This window comes from Dapis hubbardiae BLCC-M172, from assembly GCF_050016015.1.
Lineage (GTDB): Bacteria > Cyanobacteriota > Cyanobacteriia > Cyanobacteriales > Microcoleaceae > Trichodesmium.
On sequence record NZ_JBNHEQ010000167.1, the window covers coordinates 1 to 22,516 of the forward strand.

The window sequence follows — 22,516 nt, forward strand, 5'->3', positions numbered from 1 at the left end:
GATAATGGATAATGGATAATGGATAATGGATAATGGATAATGGATAATTACCTCTGGTTAAAAATCTAAGGGAATTGAATATTAAGGAAATAGTATTACTTGATAATGGATAGTGGATAATGAAATAACTCTCTAAATCTCTAACTTTCTAACTCTTTAATTATCAATTATCCATTGATAAAGGGAGACTTTTAACCAATATATTTAATGATTAATTATTCGGTAAGAGCTGTCTTGATAGGAACTCGTGAATAGGATGAATTTATAACTGGATTTCGGCTCAAACCTATTACCTAAAACTTGCTTCAATATTCAGTTTAATATTTTGCTAGGATTTTAATTATGTCTATAGTTGCTCTTTTTAAAAGCACATTTTTACTCAGCAGTCTAATAGTATTTGGGAATTATTCACAACCAATGCTTAAAGCATTTAATCATCCAATTAATCCCCAAAATAATAATGTATTACTCGCTGAAAAATCTACACCAGTCGCAACAGAATTACAGGAAATTTTGCCGAAAATAAAAGAACAAACTCAAGTGCCAATTTTGCTGCCTAGTAAATTATTAATTACAGGTACAGATAAAAAGATTTATATTGAGGGTAAAGGTACAACTAATGGTTATAAAATTACTTTAGCTTTTGAACCTAATTGTACTGGTAATGCTTGTTCAATTGGTTATTTTAGTGCTGAAAAGGGAGGTAAATCTTTAGAAGATGAATTTAGTAGAGAATTGAGTTTAGTACAAAATATTAAAGGATATTTTAGACCCTTAACTTGTGCTGCATCTTGTGCGCCTCCAATTATTGGCTGGGAGTATAAAGGAGTCTTTTATCGCATTTCTTTAAAAGGTGTTGGTCAAAGTCCTGAAATTGAAGGGGAAACTTTAGCAAAAATGGCTAATTCTGCAATTGAAGCGGGGGGAAGATAAGAGGTGTGGGAACTGTGGGAAGTGTGGGGAGAGCGAATATTGTATTCTCAAAATACCAACTTTTTGCAGCTCTAGTGACTGAAAAACTTACACTGTAATCTTTCCATTACTCAGACAAATAAGTAAAAAAAATTACTAATGAAACAACTTAGTCTATTTCCAGAATGGGAAGATGAAACTGCTAAAAGCTCTATCAATAACTACAATGAAAGAAAGCGCATAGAAACTAAATTTTCACATCTCATTCAAGAGGAACTAAAGTTAGGTAAACTGGTATCTTACTATTGGCAATAAATCTCTACCAATTCTAGGTTTATATAGATACAAAGAAGCCTTTGCATTTTCATTTGTTGCGGAATTTATAAAGATGAAAAAATTATAGCTGCTGTTGAAATAAAAGGAGGTATTGACCAAGCTGGTATTTTAGAGAGAATAGGTGCTGCAATTAAAAGTTTAAGTCGAGCGAAAACAATTAATGCTAAATCAAGAACACTTTTGATTTTACAAAGTTTTTCTATTATTCAAAAAGCAATAGATGACCTGAATAACCATCAACTTATTGTCAATCATTGGTTCACTGTTGAAGAAGTATTGGAAAATAACCAAAAGCAAAAAGAATTATTTGCAATACTAGATATTTAATCTTAAAAAAGCAAAACGCTACAATTTTTCTCAACTAAATTTTACCCATTAACTGCCGATGGTTGTTCATCAATAGGAATTCTAGGAAAGTTAGGTAAATCTATTGCTCCTAGTGAAAAGCCCTGTTTTTGTGGCACTTCTGATACTACATCTTCTTCTTCAAAAGGTTCAGACTCAAATACAGGTGGGTTCCAAGTTGGTAAATCTAGCTTACTACTGAATGGTTTTGTTTCTTCAACACTTTGCTCCACTTCCTCTCCAACTTCAGAAAACTCTTCTGCATTTATTTCGGGATCTATTTCTATTTCTGGTTCAGGTTGATACTCGCAAACATTCCACTTTCCTGTAGATATATTCCATGATATCCGTTCATGTTTAATTTCTGTGTTTGCTTCCTCTGCAAAAGTATCTACTTTTTTAGTTTCTGCTATGACCTTATTTTCTTCGAATCTTTCTACTTCCTGATATTGACTTTGTGCTTCAGCTAAATCATTTTCTATAACTACATACTCTCCTACTTCTGTATTTTCTAAAATATCTTTTTGGGATGCTTCGTCTACTAATTCATAATTAGGAACTTCACCTATTCTACTAAATGAGGGTAGAGTAGGATTTAATGTACTTTCGCTGACCTCAGCAAAAAAGTGATTCTCAGAAGTATTTTCTTCTGATGATGATACTTGTTGTGGTCTTGTCAAACCTTCAGGTAAATCTACTTTTTTGCCTAAATTAATCTTAGCAATAGTTGTTTCTTTCTTGTCAAGAATATATTCTTCTTCTTGTTGATTTTGTATCTGTGGAGACCAAGGTTGAACTGGTTCCGAATTTGTCAGAGGTAATATTTTCGTGTTAGTTTTAATAAAAGGATTCTCTTGTTTAGAAGGTTCTGATTGAGAACTTACCTCAGATGTTGTAACTGGAGATGTTTCTCCCTTTAAAGTTTCAGATTCAGAACTTACTTGAGATGCTACAATTGGAGATAGTTCTGTAGGTTTTTCTGTTGGTTGATTTGTGGTATCCATTCTCCCCGGCATTTCCAAGCATCTTTCTAAAGCTGCTTTAAACTGTAGAGTTTGCTGTTGCTGTCGGTATAATCTTGAGCGCAACTCTCGGCAACTATTTTCTAATTCCTGAAGATGATAACTTTGTTGGTTATAAGATTGTTTAGTTAAAGCACATTCTCTTTCCATTTGTGCCTGTTGTTGCTGACTATTTTCCCACCTATCTGTTAGAGACTCTACTAAAACTTCCTGGCGCTGAATAATTTGATTACACAATTCTAGTTTGTAGAATAGACGAGTTACCTGCTGTTGAGTTGCTGCTAATTCTCTAGTTCTTTCTTCTAGTAACTTTTCTTGATTTTCTAGAGTTTGCTGACATTCTTCTAAGGATGTTTCTAGTTCTGTAACTCGATTTACCAGTTCACGGTTACATTCATGCAAAGCTTCCATAAGATTTGCAGATTCTAGTTCTTCGGTAGAATCTTTTGTCAAAACTACTTCAACTCCTGGAACTTCCTGGGACTTTATTTGGGGTTGATTTTGATTAGCTAATATTAAATCTTGTTGTTCTTCTGAGGTTGTTTCTAATACTGGAATTGAATCTACACCAATAGCACCAGGGAAATTAACAGTCTCCCACTCATCATTCTCTGAAGATGTTTGTTTTTCTGGTGCTAGATGTTGTTCAATTTTGTCGGCTTCATAATTTTGGTCCAGATTTTTGTAATTTACTGGATCGTTTGTTTCTGATAAGTGCTGGTTTCCAGGAAGTTCAGCTTCTGGCATTGCTTTCACCTAGAGTTTACAGATTGCCTTTTTGTTTCTATATTATAGTATATAATAATGTTATTATATCTAACCGTCAACTTATAGCAGAAGTCACAAGTAGGGGCAAATGGCTAGTACCGCTACGCGGAAGTCAGAAGTCGTACGGGCGAATGGCCATTAGCTACGCACAACTTTCCTATCGGAATGCTCCGCAAACGTTAACGCCCGTACAGAAGTCATAAGTTTTGATTGGTAAGGCTTTGAGTATTTTGTCACTGGTAACATATTTCCGCCATCCTGCACTAGGAGCCTAGCAACAGCTATACCGCGAATGTTGTAGAAAAGAAAATTAGGATATCTAAAGATAGAAAATGAGTTCTATAGAATTGAGCATTTCCGTGCTAGGATTTTGCACAAACAGCACTCAGCACTCAGCCTCGATCAAAGTTTACAGGTAATAGCTTTGAATTTTTCTAGTTGTCCACATCCTATTTATTTCTCACTAATTGTGAAATACAATAGAAATCTAGAGAAATAATTAAAATATTAATTTAGCCTAACTTCCAGAGGACTTTTTCCATGGCTTTAAATTTTAGATTTGCTGTTGCTAGTGACTTACATATTGCAGTTCCTCATACTATTGCTGAACAAGCACATCGTTTTCATTTAGTAGAAGTTAGTATTCCTGCTTTAGAACTGGTACTAGAACATTTAAGTAAGTTAGATATTGATTTTTTACTACTACCCGGAGACTTAACTCAAGATGGTGAACCAGAAAATCATACCTGGTTAAGCAAAAGATTAGCTGCACTTCCTTACCCTGTTTATGTAGTTCCTGGTAATCACGATGTACCTATCAAATTTGCCAATGATTATTCTATTGGTTTAGCAGATTTTCCTAGTTATTATCATCATTGCGGATATGATTATCAACAACAATTATATTATACCGAACAAGTATTACCTGGACTGCGGATAATTGGGCTGAATTCTAATCAATTTGATAATTCAGGAAAACAAGAATATATTGGTGGTTTAGACACAGAACAATTAGATTGGTTACAACAAGTTTTAACCACTGCTGAAGAGGAATTAGTATTGGTAATGATACATCATAATGTGATTGAACATTTGCCAGACCAATATAATAACCCTCTTGGTCGTCGTTATATGTTAGAAAATAAGTCTGTATTGTTAGATATTCTCCAATCTTATGATGTAAAACTTATATTTACTGGTCATCTTCATGTTCAGGATATTGCTGAATATGAAGGAATTTATGAAATTACAACTGGTTCTTTAGTTAGTTATCCTCATCCTTATCGGATAATTGATTTTACTACTAATGCCGATGGTCAACAGTCTTTAAAAATTGAGAGTCATCGCGTTAATTCTTTGCCTAACTTACCTAATCTAAGTGATATTTCTAGGGACTGGATCGGCGAGCGCTCTTTTCATTTTATGTCTAAACTTTTGACTAACCATCCTTTAAATTTATCCCCAGAAGTTGCCAAAAAACTTGCTCCTAGTCTGCGTTATTTTTGGGCTGATATTGCTGCTGGAGATGCTGTGTTAGACTTTCCTAATTTTCCACCTGATGTCCGGCAATATTTTCAACGTTTTAGTGCTACTAATAATATTGATAATAATGCCACATTAATGTTGCAATAAAATTCGTCTATTTGCCTAAGTCAGTTATTCAACCTATGACAAAAATAAACTTTTTCTGACTTTTTTATAATGTCGATCTTTCTTATTTTCTATTATTTCTAACGTTTGCAAGAAGTGTTTTGATTTTAGACTTTATTTTATTTTCAATAGGTAATAATTTTTACTTGTCAAAAGTAGTTAAGTCAAAAGTTCATATTTAATCGCTTTTGACTTTTAAATTATTATTCAGTTATATCATGTCCACTGGTATTGTTTGTGTAAACCTAACTGTTAATATCTATGGGAAATTTCAAGTTTTTTTGTGCTTTTAACCCTTCTCTCCTAGATAATTAAAGCCTTCTTCCTTACAAGACCGATGCTACCGGACATGATATTAAGCCAGTTGCTATTACTATTAAGGCATTCTCAAACTTTCAAATTTAGTTCGTGCTGCGAATTTAACTTCTGACTTCAGGTATATCAATTCTATCAAGAAGGTTGACGACAAATACCAAATACAGAGGTATAACCATGTAAAAATGTATTACTACCTACAGGGCCAATTTCACCATTACAGAAAAACCCACTTATGGGAATATTCAAATAACTACTAAATAATCTAGAATCAAAGTTAGGCTTACCATATAGTCCCTCCCCGCGTCCGAAACAAGAGAACATTAGAGCAGCAGCATTGTTCGTAGTTGTAGTGTCCAAAGCAACATCTCTTTGATAGCGTTCTAGTAACATTTCTAAATCTTCTGCTGAAGTATTGGCATCCCGTAAATGAAATTGAATACGTTGTCCAGTTCTCACTTTATCACCTATAGCGATCGCTCCTGCTTTAGGGTCTACCCCAATTAAATTACGGATTAAAAAGTCTCCCTGTTCTAAATTTTGCTTAAATTCGTCTCTGACTATACCGACAAATAGAGAATTTTCGGCTAGTCTGCGGTCTTGTTCATTGAGATTTTGTACTAAATTTTGTAGTGCTTCTAATGGAGATTGTCTAACACCATCACTAACAATTTCATCGGAATTAGCTAATTCTTCCAGTTCTAGAACAATATTACGCTCTCCTTGTGTAACCCGATAAGGTTTGCCAATAGGGCGACAACCCTGAGCTACTATTGTTTCTAAGATAATATTGCCAGAAAGAGAGACTCCTACAACTCCTTTTTGATAGAGTCGATTTTCACAAAAGAGTCCAGAATTTTGGCCATTTAGTCCACTACTAGCTAATCCTCCCACCTTGGGGGAATGAGGATAAGCATAATCTAGTCCTTGAAGCAAGTCATTAATTCTACCAGAAAATGGATCGGCAAAAATAACAAATTGAGGTTGGTCTGAAGTAGGTACTCCGATTAGATTACACCAATCATCGGGAGAACTGTCTAAGTCTGGTAGTTGTTCGGCTGATATGTGAAAAGCTTTTACCGTTACTTCTGGCAAATGTGCCAAACTAAGGCTAATGGCTGTCTGTTGTTCTACTTCCTCTGGTTTTCCGTACTCATTCATACCAACAATACCGCCACCACCACAGCCTATGATAATTGTTTCTGGTAGATGTTCTTTCAGCAAGGGCATTAGTCGTGGATATTCACTGGTAAAAGCTGATGAGATAAATACCAGTCCTAAATTTGCTGTAGTTCCTAATGATTCTAAACTTTTTTCTGCTACTTCTTTAACTGCTGCTTCTAATGAAGGACGGGTTGATAGAGAGTTTGACCACCGCATCTGTTTGACGCTCCTTATGAATTATAATTGTATTTCTAATATTAATATTTCAGTTAAATAATTGCGAATAGGAAATCACGAATAGGGTTAAAAGCGAAAATCAGGCAGAAGACTAGAGGATGGAGTTAATTTTTTGACTCCTAATTTAGAAAGACATGATTTACATTATTTAAGAATTTGCCGGAAAGTTCCTCCCTTCCCTGGCGATCCCCTCAAAAACCTATATAAATAATTAGATGAGAAATAGTATCTTGTTTAATAGACATCTAGATGGTGAATGATAAATACTTGGAAGCAAACTATCCTCATCTTTGTCTAATGAAAAATAAACCCACAATTTATAGATATTTCCAGATCGATATTAATCATTTAACCACACCAACTGTATTTGATTTTTATTTCCTACAAATCAGCAGATTTAATTATATTTAATTCTGATTTTTCGTGACTTTTTTTGTGCATTTACAGGAGTTTTCTAGTCTTGGAGGTACAAAATTTTGTAGCAGTAGGGAAAAACCAAAGCGCCAACAAACTAAGAGGAAATATTAAAGATAGTTTTCAAGTATATCTCACCATCCCTGACAAGTGTGCCATCTCCTGAAAAACCTCACATCTTCTTAATTTATTGAAATAATTGTGACTATTGAATTGAATTTATCAATAAGCTTATAAGTTCTAACTAAATATATTAAAGACCTATAGAAATACTCTGAGATTTACGATAATTTTTGATTTTATTTAGATAATTTTTACTTATAGAACAACTTGTTATTTTAGCTATGTTAGTATATTAAATGTTGTTTGGCAGCCTGGACATTTGACAATCTGATGCTTTGATTCTTGGCGGGCAAATCTTAAAAGATCAAGATCATTTGGTTAGGAACCTCTGGAAACCTATATAACTAGGAATAGAGAAATAATTTTAGCTGATTTCTTGGCCTGTTTTTCAATTCCTAGCCCTTGTTCTAGTGTTCTAGTTTAGTTAGGAATTAGATCCTAAAATCTGTAGGTAGTAAGTAAAAATTAAGAAAACTATGACTAATAATAACATTGAGGAAAAAATTGAACAAGAGCGCGAGGTAGCTCGTAACGCTTGTGATGTTTCTGGCGCTAACTCTAAAGAATGTGCAGCAGCTTGGGATGCAGTGGAAGAACTCCAAGCTGAGGCTTCTCATCAAAAGGAAAAACAACCTAAAAATTCCTTTGAAAATTATTGCGATGATAATCCTGACGCTGCTGAGTGCCGAGTATACGATAACTAGAATTAACTAATAATAGGCTGCATCAGAATGTAGTTTATTGAGTACATATGTTCAGTAAGTAAGCAACTGAGGTCCTTCACTTTGTGACTCAGTTGCTTACTATTAAATTAGTATAATACCATAAATAACTTTTTATTGTTAATAATGATGTTTAAATAATTTTGATAAATTACTAAATTATGTTGAATTTTTTACCCTTAGCTATTACATCTGGATTAGAAATTTTTGTCTGGATGGACTATAGGTTAGCAGTGTTATTTACTGTGGTATTACCCCTATTTCTATTGATTTGGGCTTTTGTCAAAAAATCTGAAGCTATTCAACACTTATTGATTATTTATTGGCGAGTTGCTAGTTTATTGGCAATCACAGTTTACTTAATGATTGCTGCAGTACCAATCGGTTTTTTAACATCATTAATAGCTAGATTGTTAATTCCTGTAGCTTTGTGGTTTTGGGTAGATTTGAATGAGGAAATCAGAGAACTACGAAATTCTCCTCTCAAGGCAAGTTTTACCTCTTGGCGTTGGGCTGCTACTATTTATAATTTGATAGGAATAATATCACAAATTCCTTTTGCTATTTGTGCTTTTAAATCCCGCAACGATCTACTGAATGAACCTTTTTGTAATGTTTGGTTAGACCCACCTTGGTTATTTAAACAAATTTTTCACCCAGATTGGCCTGAAGAATTTATAGGTTTTTTGGGATTCTCTGGATTAATAATTTATACAATTTTTCTTTGCTATTTTGTTTTGGTGAAATTACAGAGACAAGGGCGATCTGCTACAGGAAATTAATTCTATATTATCAAGGACTTCCCAATCAAAAATATCAAATCACCCTGAATTTAGGGAGTAGAGAAATTAAGCAGGGAAACAAATAGGTCTAGTGCAAAAATTTGATAATTTCTTTTTTTTTTGCTATTCTCTTAGAGACCGTCTATAAACAAAACATCAAGCGGTTGTAGGGTGCTTTAGGCAGGCATAAGGCTTTATTTTTTTTCTGGTTTAAGTCACGCCCTAACCCACCAAATAGGACAAATAGCAAGATTTGTTCCTTAAGACATACTTGATAAATGCTTTCTAACTACCTAGAGAAAATTAATTTAACATTTTATTGAGGTATTCAAGAGGCAAAATAAATATAGCTGATTATAAATATATAAATTATATAAATTATATAAATAAATAATTTTACACTACTACTACTTTTAGTTATAAATATCTATCTATAGTAATTCTCATATTAATGAAGTACAGCATTTTTTTCTTCCGTGGTTCCAATTCCCTAAAATCAAAAATTTTATACCTAACTCCTGATGGGAATTACTATATTGTCAACACAATGTTTGACCGAAAAAACAAGGTTTAAAGGCTCTCTTTTGAAGGATAAAAAAATAATTTTTCTTTTTAAGCAATCCTCTTTTTTTTAAGAAAAAGTAATGATTAATTATTAATTGTTAATTATTAATTATTGAACTGTAAAAAATGAATCAGAATATTGCTCATCGTTTGGAACAATACACAATTAAACGACCAAATCAAGTATTAATAGTTAAAGTAGTAATTGATGAACAACCAGATGAAATAGCTATCTTCAAAGGTTTTTCTAGTTCTCTGATGCGACCTACTGCTTTTGACCCAGATATACCTGTCTTGCCAGAAACAGCTATAATTATAGGTGTCGATCTACTTGCTAGTCCCTACAATCCAGAAGCACCCATTTATATTCAACAGGGACTGGCCTGGGAGCAAATGCAGTCCCTGTTAACAGAAGTAGGACTTTAGTTAACCATTCCACCAGCAGCTTGTAGACGTGCTCTGGCTCGCTTCAAAGCTTGTTTAGCTTGAATTTGTTCTTGCAGATCGGCACTTTCAGCTTTTTGCAGACGTGCTTCAGCTTCCTGATATGCTAAACGAGCTTCTTCTTTGTCAATAGCATCTCCTCTTTCAGCACCATTAACAAGTATAGTTACTTCATCTGCTTCTACTTCAGCAAAACCACCCATCAGAGCGATCGGCATCCAGTCTTTTTCAGCACGAACTCGCATTACACCTGTATCGAGGGCGGTTAACAGTGGAGCGTGTCCACCTAAAATTCCTAATTGACCTGTTGTACTAGGTAGAATTACTTCTTGAGCTTCTGAGTCCCAAACTGTTTTGTCGGGAGCTATTACACGCACAGTTAATGTCATTTCAGTTATCAGTTATCATTTATCAGTTATCAGTACCTCTGGCTGTTAGCTCCGCATTCCGCAGGAAAGCCAGAGGTTTAAAATACTGAAGTTTATTTTTTTCGAGCCCCTGCAAGGGGTAGGAGACCTTATTTTTTGGTCAACATTTATTTCCTAGCTGAGGACGAACAGAGCAAATTATGACTATGCTTCTGCCTTAAGTTTTTCAGCTTTAGCAATTACTTGGTCAATACCACCCACCATATAGAAAGCTTGCTCTGGTAAATCATCAAGTTCACCAGATAAAATCATTTTGAAGCCTTTCATGGTATCTTCCAACTTCACATATTGACCAGGAGAACCTGTAAATACTTCAGCTACAAAGAATGGCTGTGATAAGAAGCGCTCAATCTTACGAGCACGAGCTACAACTAGACGGTCATCTTCTGATAATTCATCTAAACCAAGAATGGCGATAATATCTTGAAGTTCCTTGTATCTTTGTAGAGTAGATTGTACTGAACGAGCAACATTATAGTGGTCATCACCAACTACGCTTGGTTGCAACATAGTAGATGTAGAATTCAATGGGTCAACTGCTGGATAAATACCCTTAGAAGCAAGACCCCTTGATAATACTGTAGTAGCATCTAGGTGAGCAAAAGTAGTAGCAGGTGCAGGGTCTGTCAAGTCATCCGCAGGTACATATACTGCTTGAATAGAAGTAATTGAACCTTCTTTTGTGGATGTAATACGTTCTTGTAATTCACCCATCTCTGTACCAAGAGTAGGCTGATATCCCACCGCAGATGGCATTCTTCCTAAAAGAGCAGATACTTCAGAACCAGCTTGTACAAATCGGAAGATATTGTCAATGAATAGCAGTACGTCTTGCTTACTAACATCCCGGAAATATTCTGCCATTGTCAAAGCTGACAGACCAACACGCATCCTAGCTCCTGGTGGTTCGTTCATCTGACCATAGACCAAGGCCACTTTAGATTCACCGAGGTTTTCTGGGTTAATTACTCCAGACTCAACCATCTCATTGTAAAGGTCATTACCTTCACGAGTCCGCTCTCCCACACCACCAAAAACGGATACTCCACCGTGAGCTTTAGCGATGTTGTTAATTAATTCCATGATGATAACGGTTTTACCTACACCTGCACCACCAAATAGACCAATTTTTCCACCACGACGATAAGGCGCAAGTAGGTCTACAACTTTAATACCAGTTTCAAAAACGGAAGGCTTAGTTTCTAACTCTACAAGTTTAGGAGCTTGACGGTGAATAGGGGATGTGTCCTCGGTTCCAACTGGACCTAATTCGTCTACAGGTTCACCGACAACATTAAAGATTCTACCTAGAGTAGCAGTTCCTACAGGCACACTAATTGCAGCACGGGAATCTACTACTTCCATGCCACGCACTAGGCCATCTGTAGCACTCATGGCCACAGCTCGAACTTGGTTGTCACCTAGAAGTTGTTGTACTTCACAAGTTACAGAAATATCTTGTCCTGCTTCGTTTTGGCCTGTAATTGTTAAGGCGTTGTAGATTTCTGGAAGATTTCCACTAGGGAATTTAGCATCTACTACTGGACCAATAATTTGAGTAATATATCCTACGTTTGTTTTTTCTGCGGTGCTTACCATTCTACTTATCTGTAATTATTGACTTATCCGAAATTGTTCGGAAAGGTGTTTGTTTGAAGATTAATATTTGACATCCTGCTTCATAAAACTTATATAAAATGGCACAATTAGTGACATTTCAATGTTTACTTCCTGCTTCTACGGTAACTGTCGGCAGCACAACCTCCACAGGCATTCACGGTCAAGCCAACCGCATCTCTCGCTCTTTATACTTGCATCTCTAAATAGGCAGTCTATTAAGATATACCACACTCTAGGCCATTAAAGGTGATCGTAATTTAATAGCATATCCATTACATGAGCCCAACTAGAAACAAGTCCTAGAAAAACGTTCGAGTAAATGCTGCTAACTTTGAAGCTAGTCTTATGCTTTCCTCGACGTCCGTTTTTAGTCTCCAAGTGTCCCCTGGCGACAATTTAACAACCTTTTCCCCCTAAAAATCTTGGTTAGGGGGAATTGACATTTTGAAATTGTGCTTCAAGACATGAGTTTCTCATTGACTTTCCGCTTTTCCCGGACAAATACGGGACATTTCAATTCTTAAGAAAAACCTTAGTTGTCCTAAAAGGGCTAGGGTTGAAACCCAATTTTCCGGTCATTTTTTAGATTATCACTGAAGCGTTCATCCAGGATAATATTAATTATTTTGCTCGCTAATTTTCTATATGATACAGGAGGATAAGTAGGCACATATATCACTTTATGTCAATATTGTCAAATTAAAAAAAATAAATTATGTCAACAATAATGTTACAATTATCCGTCGTCGTTATATTATTACTTAACTATTATCAGTATCTGGGTTGGCCCTAATACGTTTTATAGGTAAATTGGCTACTAAAGCTGTAGCTCTTTGATTATTTTCTAACAAAAATTCTGAATCGCTATCATCTATTTCGACATAACGAGATACTACTTCCATAATTTCTTTTCTCATTGCTTCAATTAATTCTGGATTGAGATCGGCACGGTCATGGGCAATAACCAATTTTAGACGACGCTTAACCTCGTCACGACTCTTAGGAGTATTTTTAGAAAAAAGTTTTTCTAGAATTTCGTTTAGCATTAGCTTATCTTTGAACTAAGATAATTCATAAATGAATTAGGTTTAGTAAATTTTCAAGGGTCAAATAACTTTAGATGACAATAGTTTACGCAGCCAAGTAAAAAAGTTTTCCTGTGGGGGGTTTAAGTCTATAAACTCTACTTTTTCTCCATCCAAACGACGAGCAATATTATTAAATTCTGAACCTGCCTGAGAAAGATTTTCTGATAATACTAAAGGTTCTCCTCGGTTAGTAGATACAATTACTTTTTCATCATCTGGAATAATTCCCATCAGTGGAATAGCAAGTATTTCCTCTACATCTTGTACAGACATCATTTCATCAGCTTGCACCATCAGGGGTCTAATCCGATTAACTATTAGATGGATATTCCTGACGTTATTTGCTTCTAGGAGTCCAATTACTCTGTCTGCATCACGGACAGCAGATATTTCTGGGGTTGTAATAATTATAGCTTCTTGGGCTGGCGCGATCGCATTCTGGAAACCCTGTTCAATTCCAGCAGGAGAGTCGATTAAAATATAGTCATATTTTGGCATCAACATATTTACTAATTCCTGCATTTGTTGAGGAGTAACTACCTCTTTCATCCGGTTTTGGGCAGCAGGTAGAAGAGATAAACGGGGTTGTCGCTTATCCCTAACTATTGCTTGCTCAAGGCGACAGTCTCCTGCTAAAACTTCCACTGCTGTATAGACAATTCTATTTTCCAAACCCAGAAGTAAGTCCAAATTTCTCAAACCGAAATCTGCATCAATTACTGCGACTCGGCGACCTTGTTGAGCTAAAGCCATGCCCAAGTTGGCTGTGCAGGTAGTTTTTCCCACTCCACCTTTACCAGAAGTAATCACAATAATTCTGCTCATAAGCTATTAGACATTAAGTAATTGTATATAGTCAATTTTTGTTACAATACAAAGGGTTATTTTGTCAATAAAATTTTGTTTTTGCCAAATTAAGTTAGTTAGCAAAGACTTCAAAACTGATATATTCTAAACCTTGTATGAGTATTTTTCCCGCTTAAATTTTAACTGTTTATCTTGAGGCCATTAATTGCCAGAGGTTAAAAATATAATTTTTGGAGATTTCTCATCTATAAATTCCTAAATAAATTTATCAAAATAATGGGGTAGCACAACCCTGCCTTAATTGGCAAAATGTTTTTGGAAGGTTACTTACCGAATAATTAAGGTTTAAAGCCTCTCACTCGCCGTGGAGAAACAATGAATTTTTTTCCTTTTATTCAATCCTATCCGTTTTAGGGAGAGGTAATTATCAATTATCCATTATCAATTATCAATTATTGAAGCATCCCCATTATAAAAACAACTTCTGACTTATGAATTCTGACTTCTGACTTCATTTAACGATATATCTTAGCAAAATCTTTAACTCTGCTAATCCGAATCCCTTGGTCTACCACATAAGCCACTTCAGGATAAAATTGAGCTGGTGGTTTTTCTGGCCCTCTAGCAACTTGCTCGGCAATTCTAATGAGAGTTGGTTCCATTTGCAAAGTCATAATTACGCTCTTAGAATTTCCTTTAGCACCTGCATGGACTACTCCCCGTAAACGACCCCATACAAGAATATCCCCATCTGCAATAACAGAGCCACCGGGATTTATGTCTCCTACAATTATTATGGTACCTGGATGCCGAATTTCTACTCCAGAACGTACAGTCATTTGTAGATAAAGTGGTTCAGCTAAGGGTTGAACTTTTTTTGTAGGAGTTTGACTTAGGGTAGTCAAGGCAGATTTTTGTTCCACAGAATAGCCTACTGTAGCAGCAGCTACAGCAGTCTGACGACGTGATGTGCTAACTCTTTCCAATTTTAGTTCTACTTCTAAAAGAGCTTCGGCAATTTCTTGGAGTTGACGAGTATCTAATAGACGGTCAAATGCAATTAGCTCTACTTCTGTTTTTGGCTGCCAAAATCTCTCTCCCGCCTTGAGGCGTTGCTTTAACTGTTGCCAAATTTCTGTCCAGGTCATAGCTGTTGGACTTTCTATCTCACCACTATTAGATTCTGGTGGCAATAGTAATAACAACTTTCCTTCCTCTGTTTTGAACCTAACTTGTAAGTTGGTACTTACTTCTTGTGTTGAGGTGGAAGTAGTTGAGACGGAGGCATCAGAAGCATCAGAAGACATAGAGTATGGAATGTTTTTTATCTTTTTCCTATAGGCAAACTATCCTATCATATCAGTTATAGCGCTAGGGAATAGGGAATAGGGAATAGGGAATAGGGAACAGGGAATAGGGAACAGGAAACAGCAGACTGCCAAGGGGTTTCAGGATTTAGAAAATGTCAAATACCTTAATGGGTAGCGCTATATTAGTTCAGAATTGTGCTGATAGAGTCAGAAGTCAGGATTCAGGAGTCAGGAGTCGGGAGCTAATTTCAAGATGCTCTCTACTCAAGTCGTAACTACTAAAATAAATCAGATAATTATGAGCATTAAAACAGTAATACCTCGTTTTTATAGAGGTGAAACAGAATTAGAGGCGTTCGCGCAGCGGTGCGGAGCACTATCGCTAGATTACTCAACAATAGTAAATCAGCTAATCAATTCCATGAATGGCCATCTCCCGCAGAAATGCTAATGCAATTTGAAAATCCTTTTGTAGATAAGCAGCGGGATATTTGTCTATGGGAAGATGGCAACAGTCAACTTGTAGCTATTGCGGGACTGATGATTCTTGAACTGGGAGAAGATATAGCAGGTATTTTGTGGTTCCGAGTCGCTCCTCAAACTCAAAATAATTTAGAAACTCAAATTCTGGAGTGGGGAGAGAAACGGATGGGGGAAGTTGGTAGGGAAAGAAATGTCAAAGTTAAAGTGTTGTCTGGAGGACATAGTGATAATGTTGAACGCATAGCTTTATTAGAAAGTTGTGGTTTTAAAATTGAGCGGTATCTTCTGACGATGGAGCGATCGCTTACCGAACCCATTCCAGAAGCTAAATTTCCTGAAGGTTTCACCCTCAAAAATATAGATAATGAAGCAGATGCAGCAGCTTGGGCAGAAATGTTTAATCAAACTTTTATTGATCATTGGAATCATCAAGATATAACTGTTGAATTTGTTAAGAATAAACTCAACAATTCTAAATATCAACCAGAGTTAAGTTTAGTTGCGGTTGCGCCTGATGGTACTTTTGCTGCTTTTTGTGATTGTCAGATTCACCCTGAAAATAATGAATTAAAAGGACGGAAAGATGGTATAATTTATATGCTGGGTACTCGACGTGGTTTTCGGAAACAGGGGTTGGGACGTGGTATTTTGCTGTCAGGGTTGAAATTGTTGAAAATCAAAGGGATGGAAACGGCAATATTGTATGTTGATGCGGATAACCTTTCAGGTGCGACGCGACTTTATGAGTCGGTGTGTTTCAAGAGAGTTAATACTCAGATAGCTTATGTGAAAGAAGTTTCTTCAATAATTGATAATTGATAATGGATAATTGATAATTACGTCTCCCTAAAAACGGATAGGATTGAATAAAAGGAAAATAAATTCATTGTTTCTCTTGATCTAGTTGGCTTTAAATCTTAATTATTCGGTAAAGTATATTATTATAGCTTTAAGCATTCAGCATTCAGCTCAAGTCAAAACTATTAATTGTAAAGGAATTCAATTTGATAATAGAATAGTTTTTGAATGAAAAAATCTCTAATCTAATTGTAATCGTTGCAGTTCATTACAAGCATGATGTAGGGAATATGGAGCATTTTCATCAAGTCCTTGAGGACAAATATCCGATGCTAATTTTGTTGCTGAAGCTTCAGCTAATGTAATTCTTTCCGTTGTATTTAGAGTTTTCTTTTTGTAGTCATCTTGTTCATTGCAATCTTGATTACCGTTAATATAAGAAAACCAAGTTTCTATATTTCTGGCAGGTACAAAAATAGCTATTTTTTCATTAGGTAAACGCATATCTTTGTTTCGCTCTCTTTCTTCTTTATTCACAGCCATATTCAGAGAACGAATTCTTTCATCTATAGTTTTATCGTCAGCATCAATCATTACTATTACTGCAATATCTTGAGAATTTTTTGTTCTTCTATAACTTTTTAAAATTTGAGGATAATACTTTAAAATCGAAGCATTATTATTTTCAACTTTCATCCCTGTCGTTTTTGGGAAACAGGTAATATCTCTAGATGATAAACCTCGGCAAATTAAATATTTTCTAATGAATCTTTCTTGGTCAATATCTTCACACAAAATTGTTACTTTAGTCATTTTTAGCAATATTAATTTAGAAGTAAATAGTTAGAATCAGGATTAAAATTATAGGAGTAAAATAATTGCTTTGATCGTCATATAATGGGTAGGGGCGAATGCCATTCGCCCCTACAATATTTGATATGATTTCTTATTCAATCATCATAAATCCATCTAAGTTCTATCAGTTTAGCAATTGATAAACCTTCTTCATCTTCTTCAACAATTTTCTGTACCCGCACAGGTTGATTTTCTTGTCTTTCAAACCAATAACCTGAATTACTAGCTAAATAGTTAATTAAAGATGGGTGATGGGAAATTAATATTGCTTGTTTTTGATTTGATTGACAATAATCAAAAAGTTTCATCAGCCAAGGTTGTATTTCTGGTAAAGCTAGAAAATTTTCTGGTTCATCAATACATAAAGTACAATCAGTTTCTGGAGTGCAAAATAGTAAGGTGTATAGGGCTATTAATGTTTTTTGACCTTCTGATAATTCGTTGAGTTTATAAGATGTTTTACTAGGAAGATTAAAAATTGCCGAAAGAATTCTGACTTCTCCTGATTTTTGATTTTGGAAAGAATTAAAACCTTTGATTATTTTTTGTAATTCTACTGTAAGTTCAAATATTTGATTCAGAAATTCTTGAGATAAATGACTATACCAAGCGGCATAGTTTGAAATATTTCTATTAGGATGTTTTTCCTCTTGACGGCTTTCTGTTGTCATGGCAAAAGGATTTATTTGAACAATAAAAAAATTGGCAATTAGTTTTTTAAAGGAAGTAAGTTTTTGTTGGTCTGGTCTTTCAGGAACAAAACCTACTCCTGAGCGTGAGAAATCAAAATATTCAAGCATAGCTCCTTCCGTGCTAGAGTAATCATTAAATAGTCTTGCAAAAGGAATTTCTCCGAAAGTCTGCTCGATATTAAACTCAAATAGAAGTTTTTTATTGAAGGTCAATTTTTCATAACTCATTTTGGGAAAAGAATTATATGGATATTCGATTTCTAGAACATATAAATATGTGCCTCCATTTCCTGCAATTTCTAATTCAAATTTCTGGATAGGTGAGTTTTGCCATCTAGTTAAATCTTGCTGATGAAAAATTTCTGAGACTTGATAATATTTTCCAGTAGTTTCAAATTCTCCTAATATAAATTTTTGGAGTTTATGCAAAACTTCAAAAACTGTTGTTTTTCCCGAACCATTTCCTCCTAGTAGTAAATTTATATTTGAGAATTTAATTTCAAAGTTAACTAGACATTTAAAGTTGTTGACATAAAGTTTTTTTAGCATTGGCAAAATTAATAATTTGGAAAAAATAAGAAAGCACTTTTAGTATCTTGCCATTATCCAATACTACACAAGATGGAAAAATGCTTTTTTTAAGGTAAAAAAGTTATTTATCTAAAACTATTTATCTTAATTTTTGAATTTTTATTTTAGACTTAATTACTGGAGAGTACAAGGTGCTTCTAAAAACGGTTTACTTTCAAGACTGAAAGTATTACTGGTAAAGCCTTATAACATTTATAGCTGTGAAATAGAGAAGGAGTGGTGATAGCCATAGCTAGCAATGGCTATTTTAAGAACTTTGCACTGTCTAATTAATTCTCTAGCCTTTAAAAAGACTCTTTAAATGGTCTTAGATCGAGTTCGTGAGTCCATGCACTCGAATGTTGTTGGTGAATAGCCCAATAGGTTTCCGCGATCGCTTCAAGTTGTAATAAACCCTCCTTACCTTTTTGGGAAACAAAATTTGGGAACCTTGTACGAGACTTTTCTCCATCAATAACACCATCAATAATGACATGAGCAACATGAATACCTTCGGGACCAAATTCTCGCGCCATCCCTTGAGCTAAAGCTCTCAAACCTGCTTTTGCTACTCCAAAAGCTGTAAAAGGTGGTTTTCCTCTTAAGGAAGCAGTCGCTCCCGTAAAAATAAGAGTACCTTGTTGTCGCTTTTTCATAGTAGCGATCGCTTGTTTGCCAAATAAAAATCCACCAAAACAATTTTGTTGCCAAAGGTTGATAAAAGTTTCGCTATCTGTTTCTAATAAGGGTGCGCGAATATTTTTACCAGCGTTGTAGACAGCAATATCAAGAGGATAACCTGCTTTTTCCACAACTGCAAATAGTTGTTCGACATCCTGTTCGACTGTTGCATCAGTAACAACAGCAGTTGCGCTCCCACCTTGTTGTGCGATATTTTCCACAATTAACTGTAGTTTATCTCCGCTACGGCCAGCAACAAAAACGTGCAAACCCTGGTTAGCAAAATATTTAGCAAGTGTTGCACCTAAGCCTTCTTCTGAACCAACACCCATCACAACTGCTGCAGATTTTTCGCTCATTTTATTCTTCCTAAAACTATTAGATATCTCTAAGAAAGTCATTATCTCACAGAAATCATCAATTATTTCCCTCTACTCTGTACGGACGTTGCATAACAAAAATGCGAATGTCCCTGCTCCCTCTTTTATTGTAAATTTAGATTTTAGATTTTATGGAGGCTTTTTGGCAGAATATCTATATTTTAAGAACTGTAATTTCCTTATATCTATTGATATAGTTTACTTTCAATATCCTGAGAAAAAAATTTTTCTACCCCCTTGACACTTTATGTATTATTTATGTAGTATATAAATGTGGCAGTTAAAGGAGAGGCGAACAACCTCTAGAGAAACAAGCCATATTTGCACCTTGAAAACTAAATAATTAATCAGAATTTTCACAAATACAGCAGATTTCGGATTAATGATGTACAAGTTTAAATGGTAAAATTCATGTAGCACAGGCATCTTGCCTGTTAGCTTTGTACGTCACGGGCAACGGAAAGTGCTGTATCTATTAGATAACTAAGGAAGTTAGAAGTCAGAAGTCAAAAGTTAAATTATTTCTGTGACTAATATTGAGAATTTTTGGATATTTCTAATAGTAATAGCAGACTACTATATTATACAAAACCTGAAATTTGAGGTTCTTTTAAATTTGATAGACTGCAATATTATCAGTCTTTTATCAACTAGCAAGAAGTAGAAAATTAACTAGGAAAATATTCTGTTTTCTTCAGATAAAAAATTAGGAGGTGTTGATATGGTTCATATTAGATTTGAAGGGCGTTCTTATGATGTAACAGAAAATCAACTAGGCATCACAGAAAATATGAAAGAAAATGCTATTAAAGAACGCCTATCTCAATATTTTGATGTGGGTAAAGAACGCTTTAATTCCTACGTTTTAGACCATCGTCCAAATGGGGATTTAATTGTTCGTCCTGAAGCAGTTTATGGTTAAATAAAATGTAAGCCAGCAGTTATCAGTAGCTATCAGCATAAAAACTTTATTAATATTGTAGAGAGCTGACAGCTAATAGCTGTTTGCGCAGCAGTCCGTAGGAAATGCTTAAAGCTATAATGTTCCGCACCCTAACTTGTAAAGCGTACATACATTTTGGTCTGCTAAACCAAAGGTTATAGGTTCGACTCCTATCATTCCCACTATTTTTAGGGAATGTAGCTCAACGGATAGAGCGTTAGTGTCAAGCGCTTTATTGACTTGTGCGGAACATAATAATAATAGTTAAAATTCACTTCGTCCCCTAACAAAAAAAGCTTACATACTAGCTCATTTGGTTAGAGCATTTGTTTCATCACAAATTGTAGCAGGTACCCTCCGGGAACGCCTTCGGCGAACAAATCCTGCGTATGAATCAACAGCTTTTTTGACTTGTACGAAGTGACTTTTTAACTATTTGAATAAGAATAAAAAAATACAAAATTAAATCTTAACTAGATAATTGATAACTAAAATAACTTCGCACCCCAACTGATAAAGTATACATACATTTTCTAACAGTCCTAAAGTAGCGATATTCGGGCAACCGAAATAGCGAAGCTTTCTAAATCTTTCTGAGATAAAGATTAGCGCGTTCACTGTCAGGTTAAAAACTGATAAGAACGGCTGTATTGTATTCATTACTTTTTCGACTTGTGTGAAGTGTTTGACTAAAAGTTAATACATTTTTTTGCATACAAAATTGCTTATCAAATATTTGGGGACTTGGTGTAATGGGAGCATACAACTCTTGCGAAGTTGTGGTAGGGGTTCAACCCCCCTAGTCTCCATTTGGTGTCTGAGGTTGAAGTAGTCGAAACGTCGGTTTGTGACGCCGAAGGAAACGAGTGCAAGTCTCGTCGGACGCCCTGTTATTTCAGTTATCAGTTATTATTTATGAAATTATATATGAAAACCTTAGCAACTCGCTCTTATCAGGGAGAAAATGATTTAGAGGCGATCGCGCAGCGGTGCGGAGCACTATCGCAGAACTTTTCCAAGCTTGTGAAGAAGTCGATCACTTAGATCAATGGATATCTATTTCCTCTCTGCAACGTGAATTTAATAGTCCAGCTCCAGACATAAAGCGTGAAATTAGTCTTTGGGAAGATGGAGATGGTAAGCTTATTGCTTTTGGGCAATTATCAATCCCAGAATTATCAGTTGATGCTCATCTTTCTTTCAAAGTTCATCCTACTTTCAGAGGCGAAGGTATAGAACAAGAAATCATTAAATGGAGTGAACAACGAATACGGGAAGTCGCTACAGATAGAAATACTTCTGTAAAGTTGCGCTCAGGTAGTCGCGACACTCAAACTCAACGTATCGCATTATTAGAAAGTTGTGGTTTTACCCCATGTCGTTATTTTTTGCGCATGGAGCGATCGCTCACCGAACCTTTTCCCAAACCAGAGTTACCCAAAGGTTTTACATTGGAGTCTGCTCTATCTCAGCAATTTTCTAGTGAAATTGGGCAGCGACATTTCCTAGAAGCATGGGTGGAGATGTTTAACCAAACGTTTATAGATCATTGGAACCACCATGATTTGACAGTTGAGCAGTTGGAACATGAAGTAAGTCACCCTCACTACAGACAAGATTTAGATTTAGTTGCAATTAGTGCTAGTGATGGTACATTTGCTGGTTTTTGTTGCTGTTTTATTAACCCAGAAAAAAACCAGGACAAAGGAACAAAAGAAGGTGGAATAGTTATTCTCGGTACTCGTCGTGGTTTTCGGAAGCGTGGGTTAGGAAAGGCTATGTTACTTTCTGGAATGCAACGGTTACGAGATGTTGGTATGGATAAGGCGTTACTTGGTGTTGATGCTGAGAACCCGTCGGGAGCAACTCGACTTTATGAGTCTGTGGGTTTCCGTAAAGTTCATACTAATATTTTCTATGTCAAAGAATTTTAAATATGAATATTTCTGACTTTTAGATTCTTCAAAAAATATTTTCTTACCCCCTTGACAGTTATGTATTATTTATGTAGTATAAAAAATATAAGGTAAATAAAGAGGCAAAGCTGCCTAATCACTGAACCT

General features: G+C 35.3%; 21 protein-coding genes and 2 tRNA genes. 13 read left to right on the plus strand and 10 right to left on the minus strand.

The genetic code is table 11. The features are described 5' to 3' along the window. Positions 1-342 precede the first annotated feature (342 nt). The 3 genes from ACP6PK_RS15075 to ACP6PK_RS15085 all read left to right on the plus strand — a co-directional run bounded on the left by ACP6PK_RS15075 (position 343) and on the right by ACP6PK_RS15085 (position 1,575). The gene (locus tag ACP6PK_RS15075; RefSeq protein ID WP_426560431.1) at positions 343-933 is read left to right on the plus strand and encodes a hypothetical protein; all 591 of its coding nucleotides are present in this window, start codon (positions 343-345) and stop codon (positions 931-933) included. A gap of 138 nt (positions 934-1,071) precedes the next feature. Next, positions 1,072-1,227: a hypothetical protein gene (locus ACP6PK_RS15080; protein WP_426560433.1), complete on the plus strand. Its 156-nt coding sequence runs from the start codon at positions 1,072-1,074 to the stop codon at positions 1,225-1,227. 201 nt (positions 1,228-1,428) lie between these two features. Further along, positions 1,429-1,575 (plus strand): hypothetical protein, encoded by a 147-nt coding sequence (locus tag ACP6PK_RS15085; protein WP_168186409.1) that lies wholly within the window; start codon positions 1,429-1,431, stop codon positions 1,573-1,575. Positions 1,576-1,616: 41 nt separating this feature from the next. On the opposite strand, the gene ACP6PK_RS15090 is transcribed toward ACP6PK_RS15085, so the two are convergent. Further along, the gene (locus tag ACP6PK_RS15090) at positions 1,617-3,362 is read right to left on the minus strand and encodes a hypothetical protein (RefSeq protein ID WP_426560435.1); all 1,746 of its coding nucleotides are present in this window, start codon (positions 3,360-3,362) and stop codon (positions 1,617-1,619) included. Positions 3,363-3,923: 561 nt separating this feature from the next. On the opposite strand from ACP6PK_RS15090, the gene ACP6PK_RS15095 reads away from it, so the two are divergent. Beyond that, positions 3,924-5,015 carry a metallophosphoesterase family protein gene (locus tag ACP6PK_RS15095; protein ID WP_426560437.1) on the plus strand — a complete coding sequence of 364 codons (1,092 nt, stop codon included), beginning with the start codon at positions 3,924-3,926 and terminating at the stop codon, positions 5,013-5,015. 468 nt (positions 5,016-5,483) lie between these two features. Here the strand turns inward: ACP6PK_RS15095 and ACP6PK_RS15100 are convergent, their stop codons facing one another. Next, on the minus strand, positions 5,484-6,728 hold the full coding sequence (locus tag ACP6PK_RS15100) for an FIST signal transduction protein (RefSeq protein WP_426560439.1): 1,245 nt from the start codon (positions 6,726-6,728) through the stop codon (positions 5,484-5,486). 1,034 nt (positions 6,729-7,762) lie between these two features. On the opposite strand from ACP6PK_RS15100, the gene ACP6PK_RS15105 reads away from it, so the two are divergent. From ACP6PK_RS15105 to ACP6PK_RS15115, 3 genes are all read left to right on the plus strand, one after another. Further along, on the plus strand, positions 7,763-7,990 hold the full coding sequence (locus ACP6PK_RS15105; protein WP_426560441.1) for a Calvin cycle protein CP12: 228 nt from the start codon (positions 7,763-7,765) through the stop codon (positions 7,988-7,990). Positions 7,991-8,169: 179 nt separating this feature from the next. Next, positions 8,170-8,790 carry a DUF3177 family protein gene (locus ACP6PK_RS15110; protein ID WP_426560443.1) on the plus strand — a complete coding sequence of 207 codons (621 nt, stop codon included), beginning with the start codon at positions 8,170-8,172 and terminating at the stop codon, positions 8,788-8,790. A gap of 690 nt (positions 8,791-9,480) precedes the next feature. After that, positions 9,481-9,780: a DUF7734 family protein gene (locus tag ACP6PK_RS15115; RefSeq protein WP_426560445.1), complete on the plus strand. Its 300-nt coding sequence runs from the start codon at positions 9,481-9,483 to the stop codon at positions 9,778-9,780. On the opposite strand, the gene atpC is transcribed toward ACP6PK_RS15115, so the two are convergent. Beyond that, positions 9,777-10,187: an ATP synthase F1 subunit epsilon gene (gene atpC / locus ACP6PK_RS15120; protein ID WP_426560447.1), complete on the minus strand. Its 411-nt coding sequence runs from the start codon at positions 10,185-10,187 to the stop codon at positions 9,777-9,779. The genes ACP6PK_RS15115 and atpC overlap by 4 nt on opposite strands. A 183-nt stretch (positions 10,188-10,370) precedes the next feature. Beyond that, a complete protein-coding gene (atpD, locus tag ACP6PK_RS15125) occupies positions 10,371-11,825 on the minus strand; it encodes a F0F1 ATP synthase subunit beta (protein ID WP_426560449.1) in 1,455 nt (484 codons plus the stop codon). Between the two features lie 98 nt (positions 11,826-11,923). Here atpD and ACP6PK_RS15130 point away from each other — a divergent pair, with 98 nt between their 5' ends. Continuing rightward, positions 11,924-12,049 (plus strand): hypothetical protein, encoded by a 126-nt coding sequence (locus ACP6PK_RS15130; RefSeq protein ID WP_256386615.1) that lies wholly within the window; start codon positions 11,924-11,926, stop codon positions 12,047-12,049. Positions 12,050-12,607: 558 nt separating this feature from the next. Here the strand turns inward: ACP6PK_RS15130 and minE are convergent. The 3 genes from minE to minC all read right to left on the minus strand — a co-directional run bounded on the left by minE (position 12,608) and on the right by minC (position 15,048). Then, positions 12,608-12,892, minus strand: a complete 285-nt coding sequence (gene minE / locus ACP6PK_RS15135; protein WP_426560451.1) for a cell division topological specificity factor MinE — start codon at positions 12,890-12,892, stop codon at positions 12,608-12,610. 60 nt (positions 12,893-12,952) lie between these two features. Beyond that, positions 12,953-13,759, minus strand: coding sequence for a septum site-determining protein MinD (minD, locus tag ACP6PK_RS15140; RefSeq protein WP_094674676.1), 807 nt, complete (start codon positions 13,757-13,759; stop codon positions 12,953-12,955). 497 nt (positions 13,760-14,256) lie between these two features. Continuing rightward, positions 14,257-15,048, minus strand: a complete 792-nt coding sequence (gene minC, locus ACP6PK_RS15145) for a septum site-determining protein MinC (RefSeq protein ID WP_094674674.1) — start codon at positions 15,046-15,048, stop codon at positions 14,257-14,259. A gap of 447 nt (positions 15,049-15,495) precedes the next feature. On the opposite strand from minC, the gene ACP6PK_RS15150 reads away from it, so the two are divergent. Then, positions 15,496-16,353: a GNAT family N-acetyltransferase gene (locus ACP6PK_RS15150; RefSeq protein WP_426560454.1), complete on the plus strand. Its 858-nt coding sequence runs from the start codon at positions 15,496-15,498 to the stop codon at positions 16,351-16,353. 219 nt (positions 16,354-16,572) lie between these two features. On the opposite strand, the gene ACP6PK_RS15155 is transcribed toward ACP6PK_RS15150, so the two are convergent. The 3 genes from ACP6PK_RS15155 to ACP6PK_RS15165 all read right to left on the minus strand — a co-directional run bounded on the left by ACP6PK_RS15155 (position 16,573) and on the right by ACP6PK_RS15165 (position 19,489). Further along, a complete protein-coding gene (locus tag ACP6PK_RS15155) occupies positions 16,573-17,145 on the minus strand; it encodes a hypothetical protein (protein WP_426560456.1) in 573 nt (190 codons plus the stop codon). Between the two features lie 137 nt (positions 17,146-17,282). After that, positions 17,283-18,428 (minus strand): AAA family ATPase, encoded by a 1,146-nt coding sequence (locus ACP6PK_RS15160; protein WP_426560458.1) that lies wholly within the window; start codon positions 18,426-18,428, stop codon positions 17,283-17,285. 326 nt (positions 18,429-18,754) lie between these two features. Further along, positions 18,755-19,489, minus strand: a complete 735-nt coding sequence (locus tag ACP6PK_RS15165; RefSeq protein WP_426560460.1) for an SDR family NAD(P)-dependent oxidoreductase — start codon at positions 19,487-19,489, stop codon at positions 18,755-18,757. Between the two features lie 742 nt (positions 19,490-20,231). Here ACP6PK_RS15165 and ACP6PK_RS15170 point away from each other — a divergent pair. The 4 genes from ACP6PK_RS15170 (at position 20,232) to ACP6PK_RS15185 (ending at position 22,387) form a co-directional block, all read left to right on the plus strand. Beyond that, positions 20,232-20,432 carry a hypothetical protein gene (locus ACP6PK_RS15170; RefSeq protein WP_426560462.1) on the plus strand — a complete coding sequence of 67 codons (201 nt, stop codon included), beginning with the start codon at positions 20,232-20,234 and terminating at the stop codon, positions 20,430-20,432. A gap of 759 nt (positions 20,433-21,191) precedes the next feature. Further along, positions 21,192-21,262: transfer RNA gene (locus ACP6PK_RS15175), tRNA-Ala, on the plus strand. Between the two features lie 4 nt (positions 21,263-21,266). Then, a tRNA-His gene (locus tag ACP6PK_RS15180) sits at positions 21,267-21,340 on the plus strand. A 102-nt stretch (positions 21,341-21,442) separates the two neighbouring features. Next, positions 21,443-22,387, plus strand: coding sequence for a GNAT family N-acetyltransferase (locus ACP6PK_RS15185; RefSeq protein WP_426560464.1), 945 nt, complete (start codon positions 21,443-21,445; stop codon positions 22,385-22,387). The last annotated feature ends 129 nt before the right edge of the window (positions 22,388-22,516 follow it).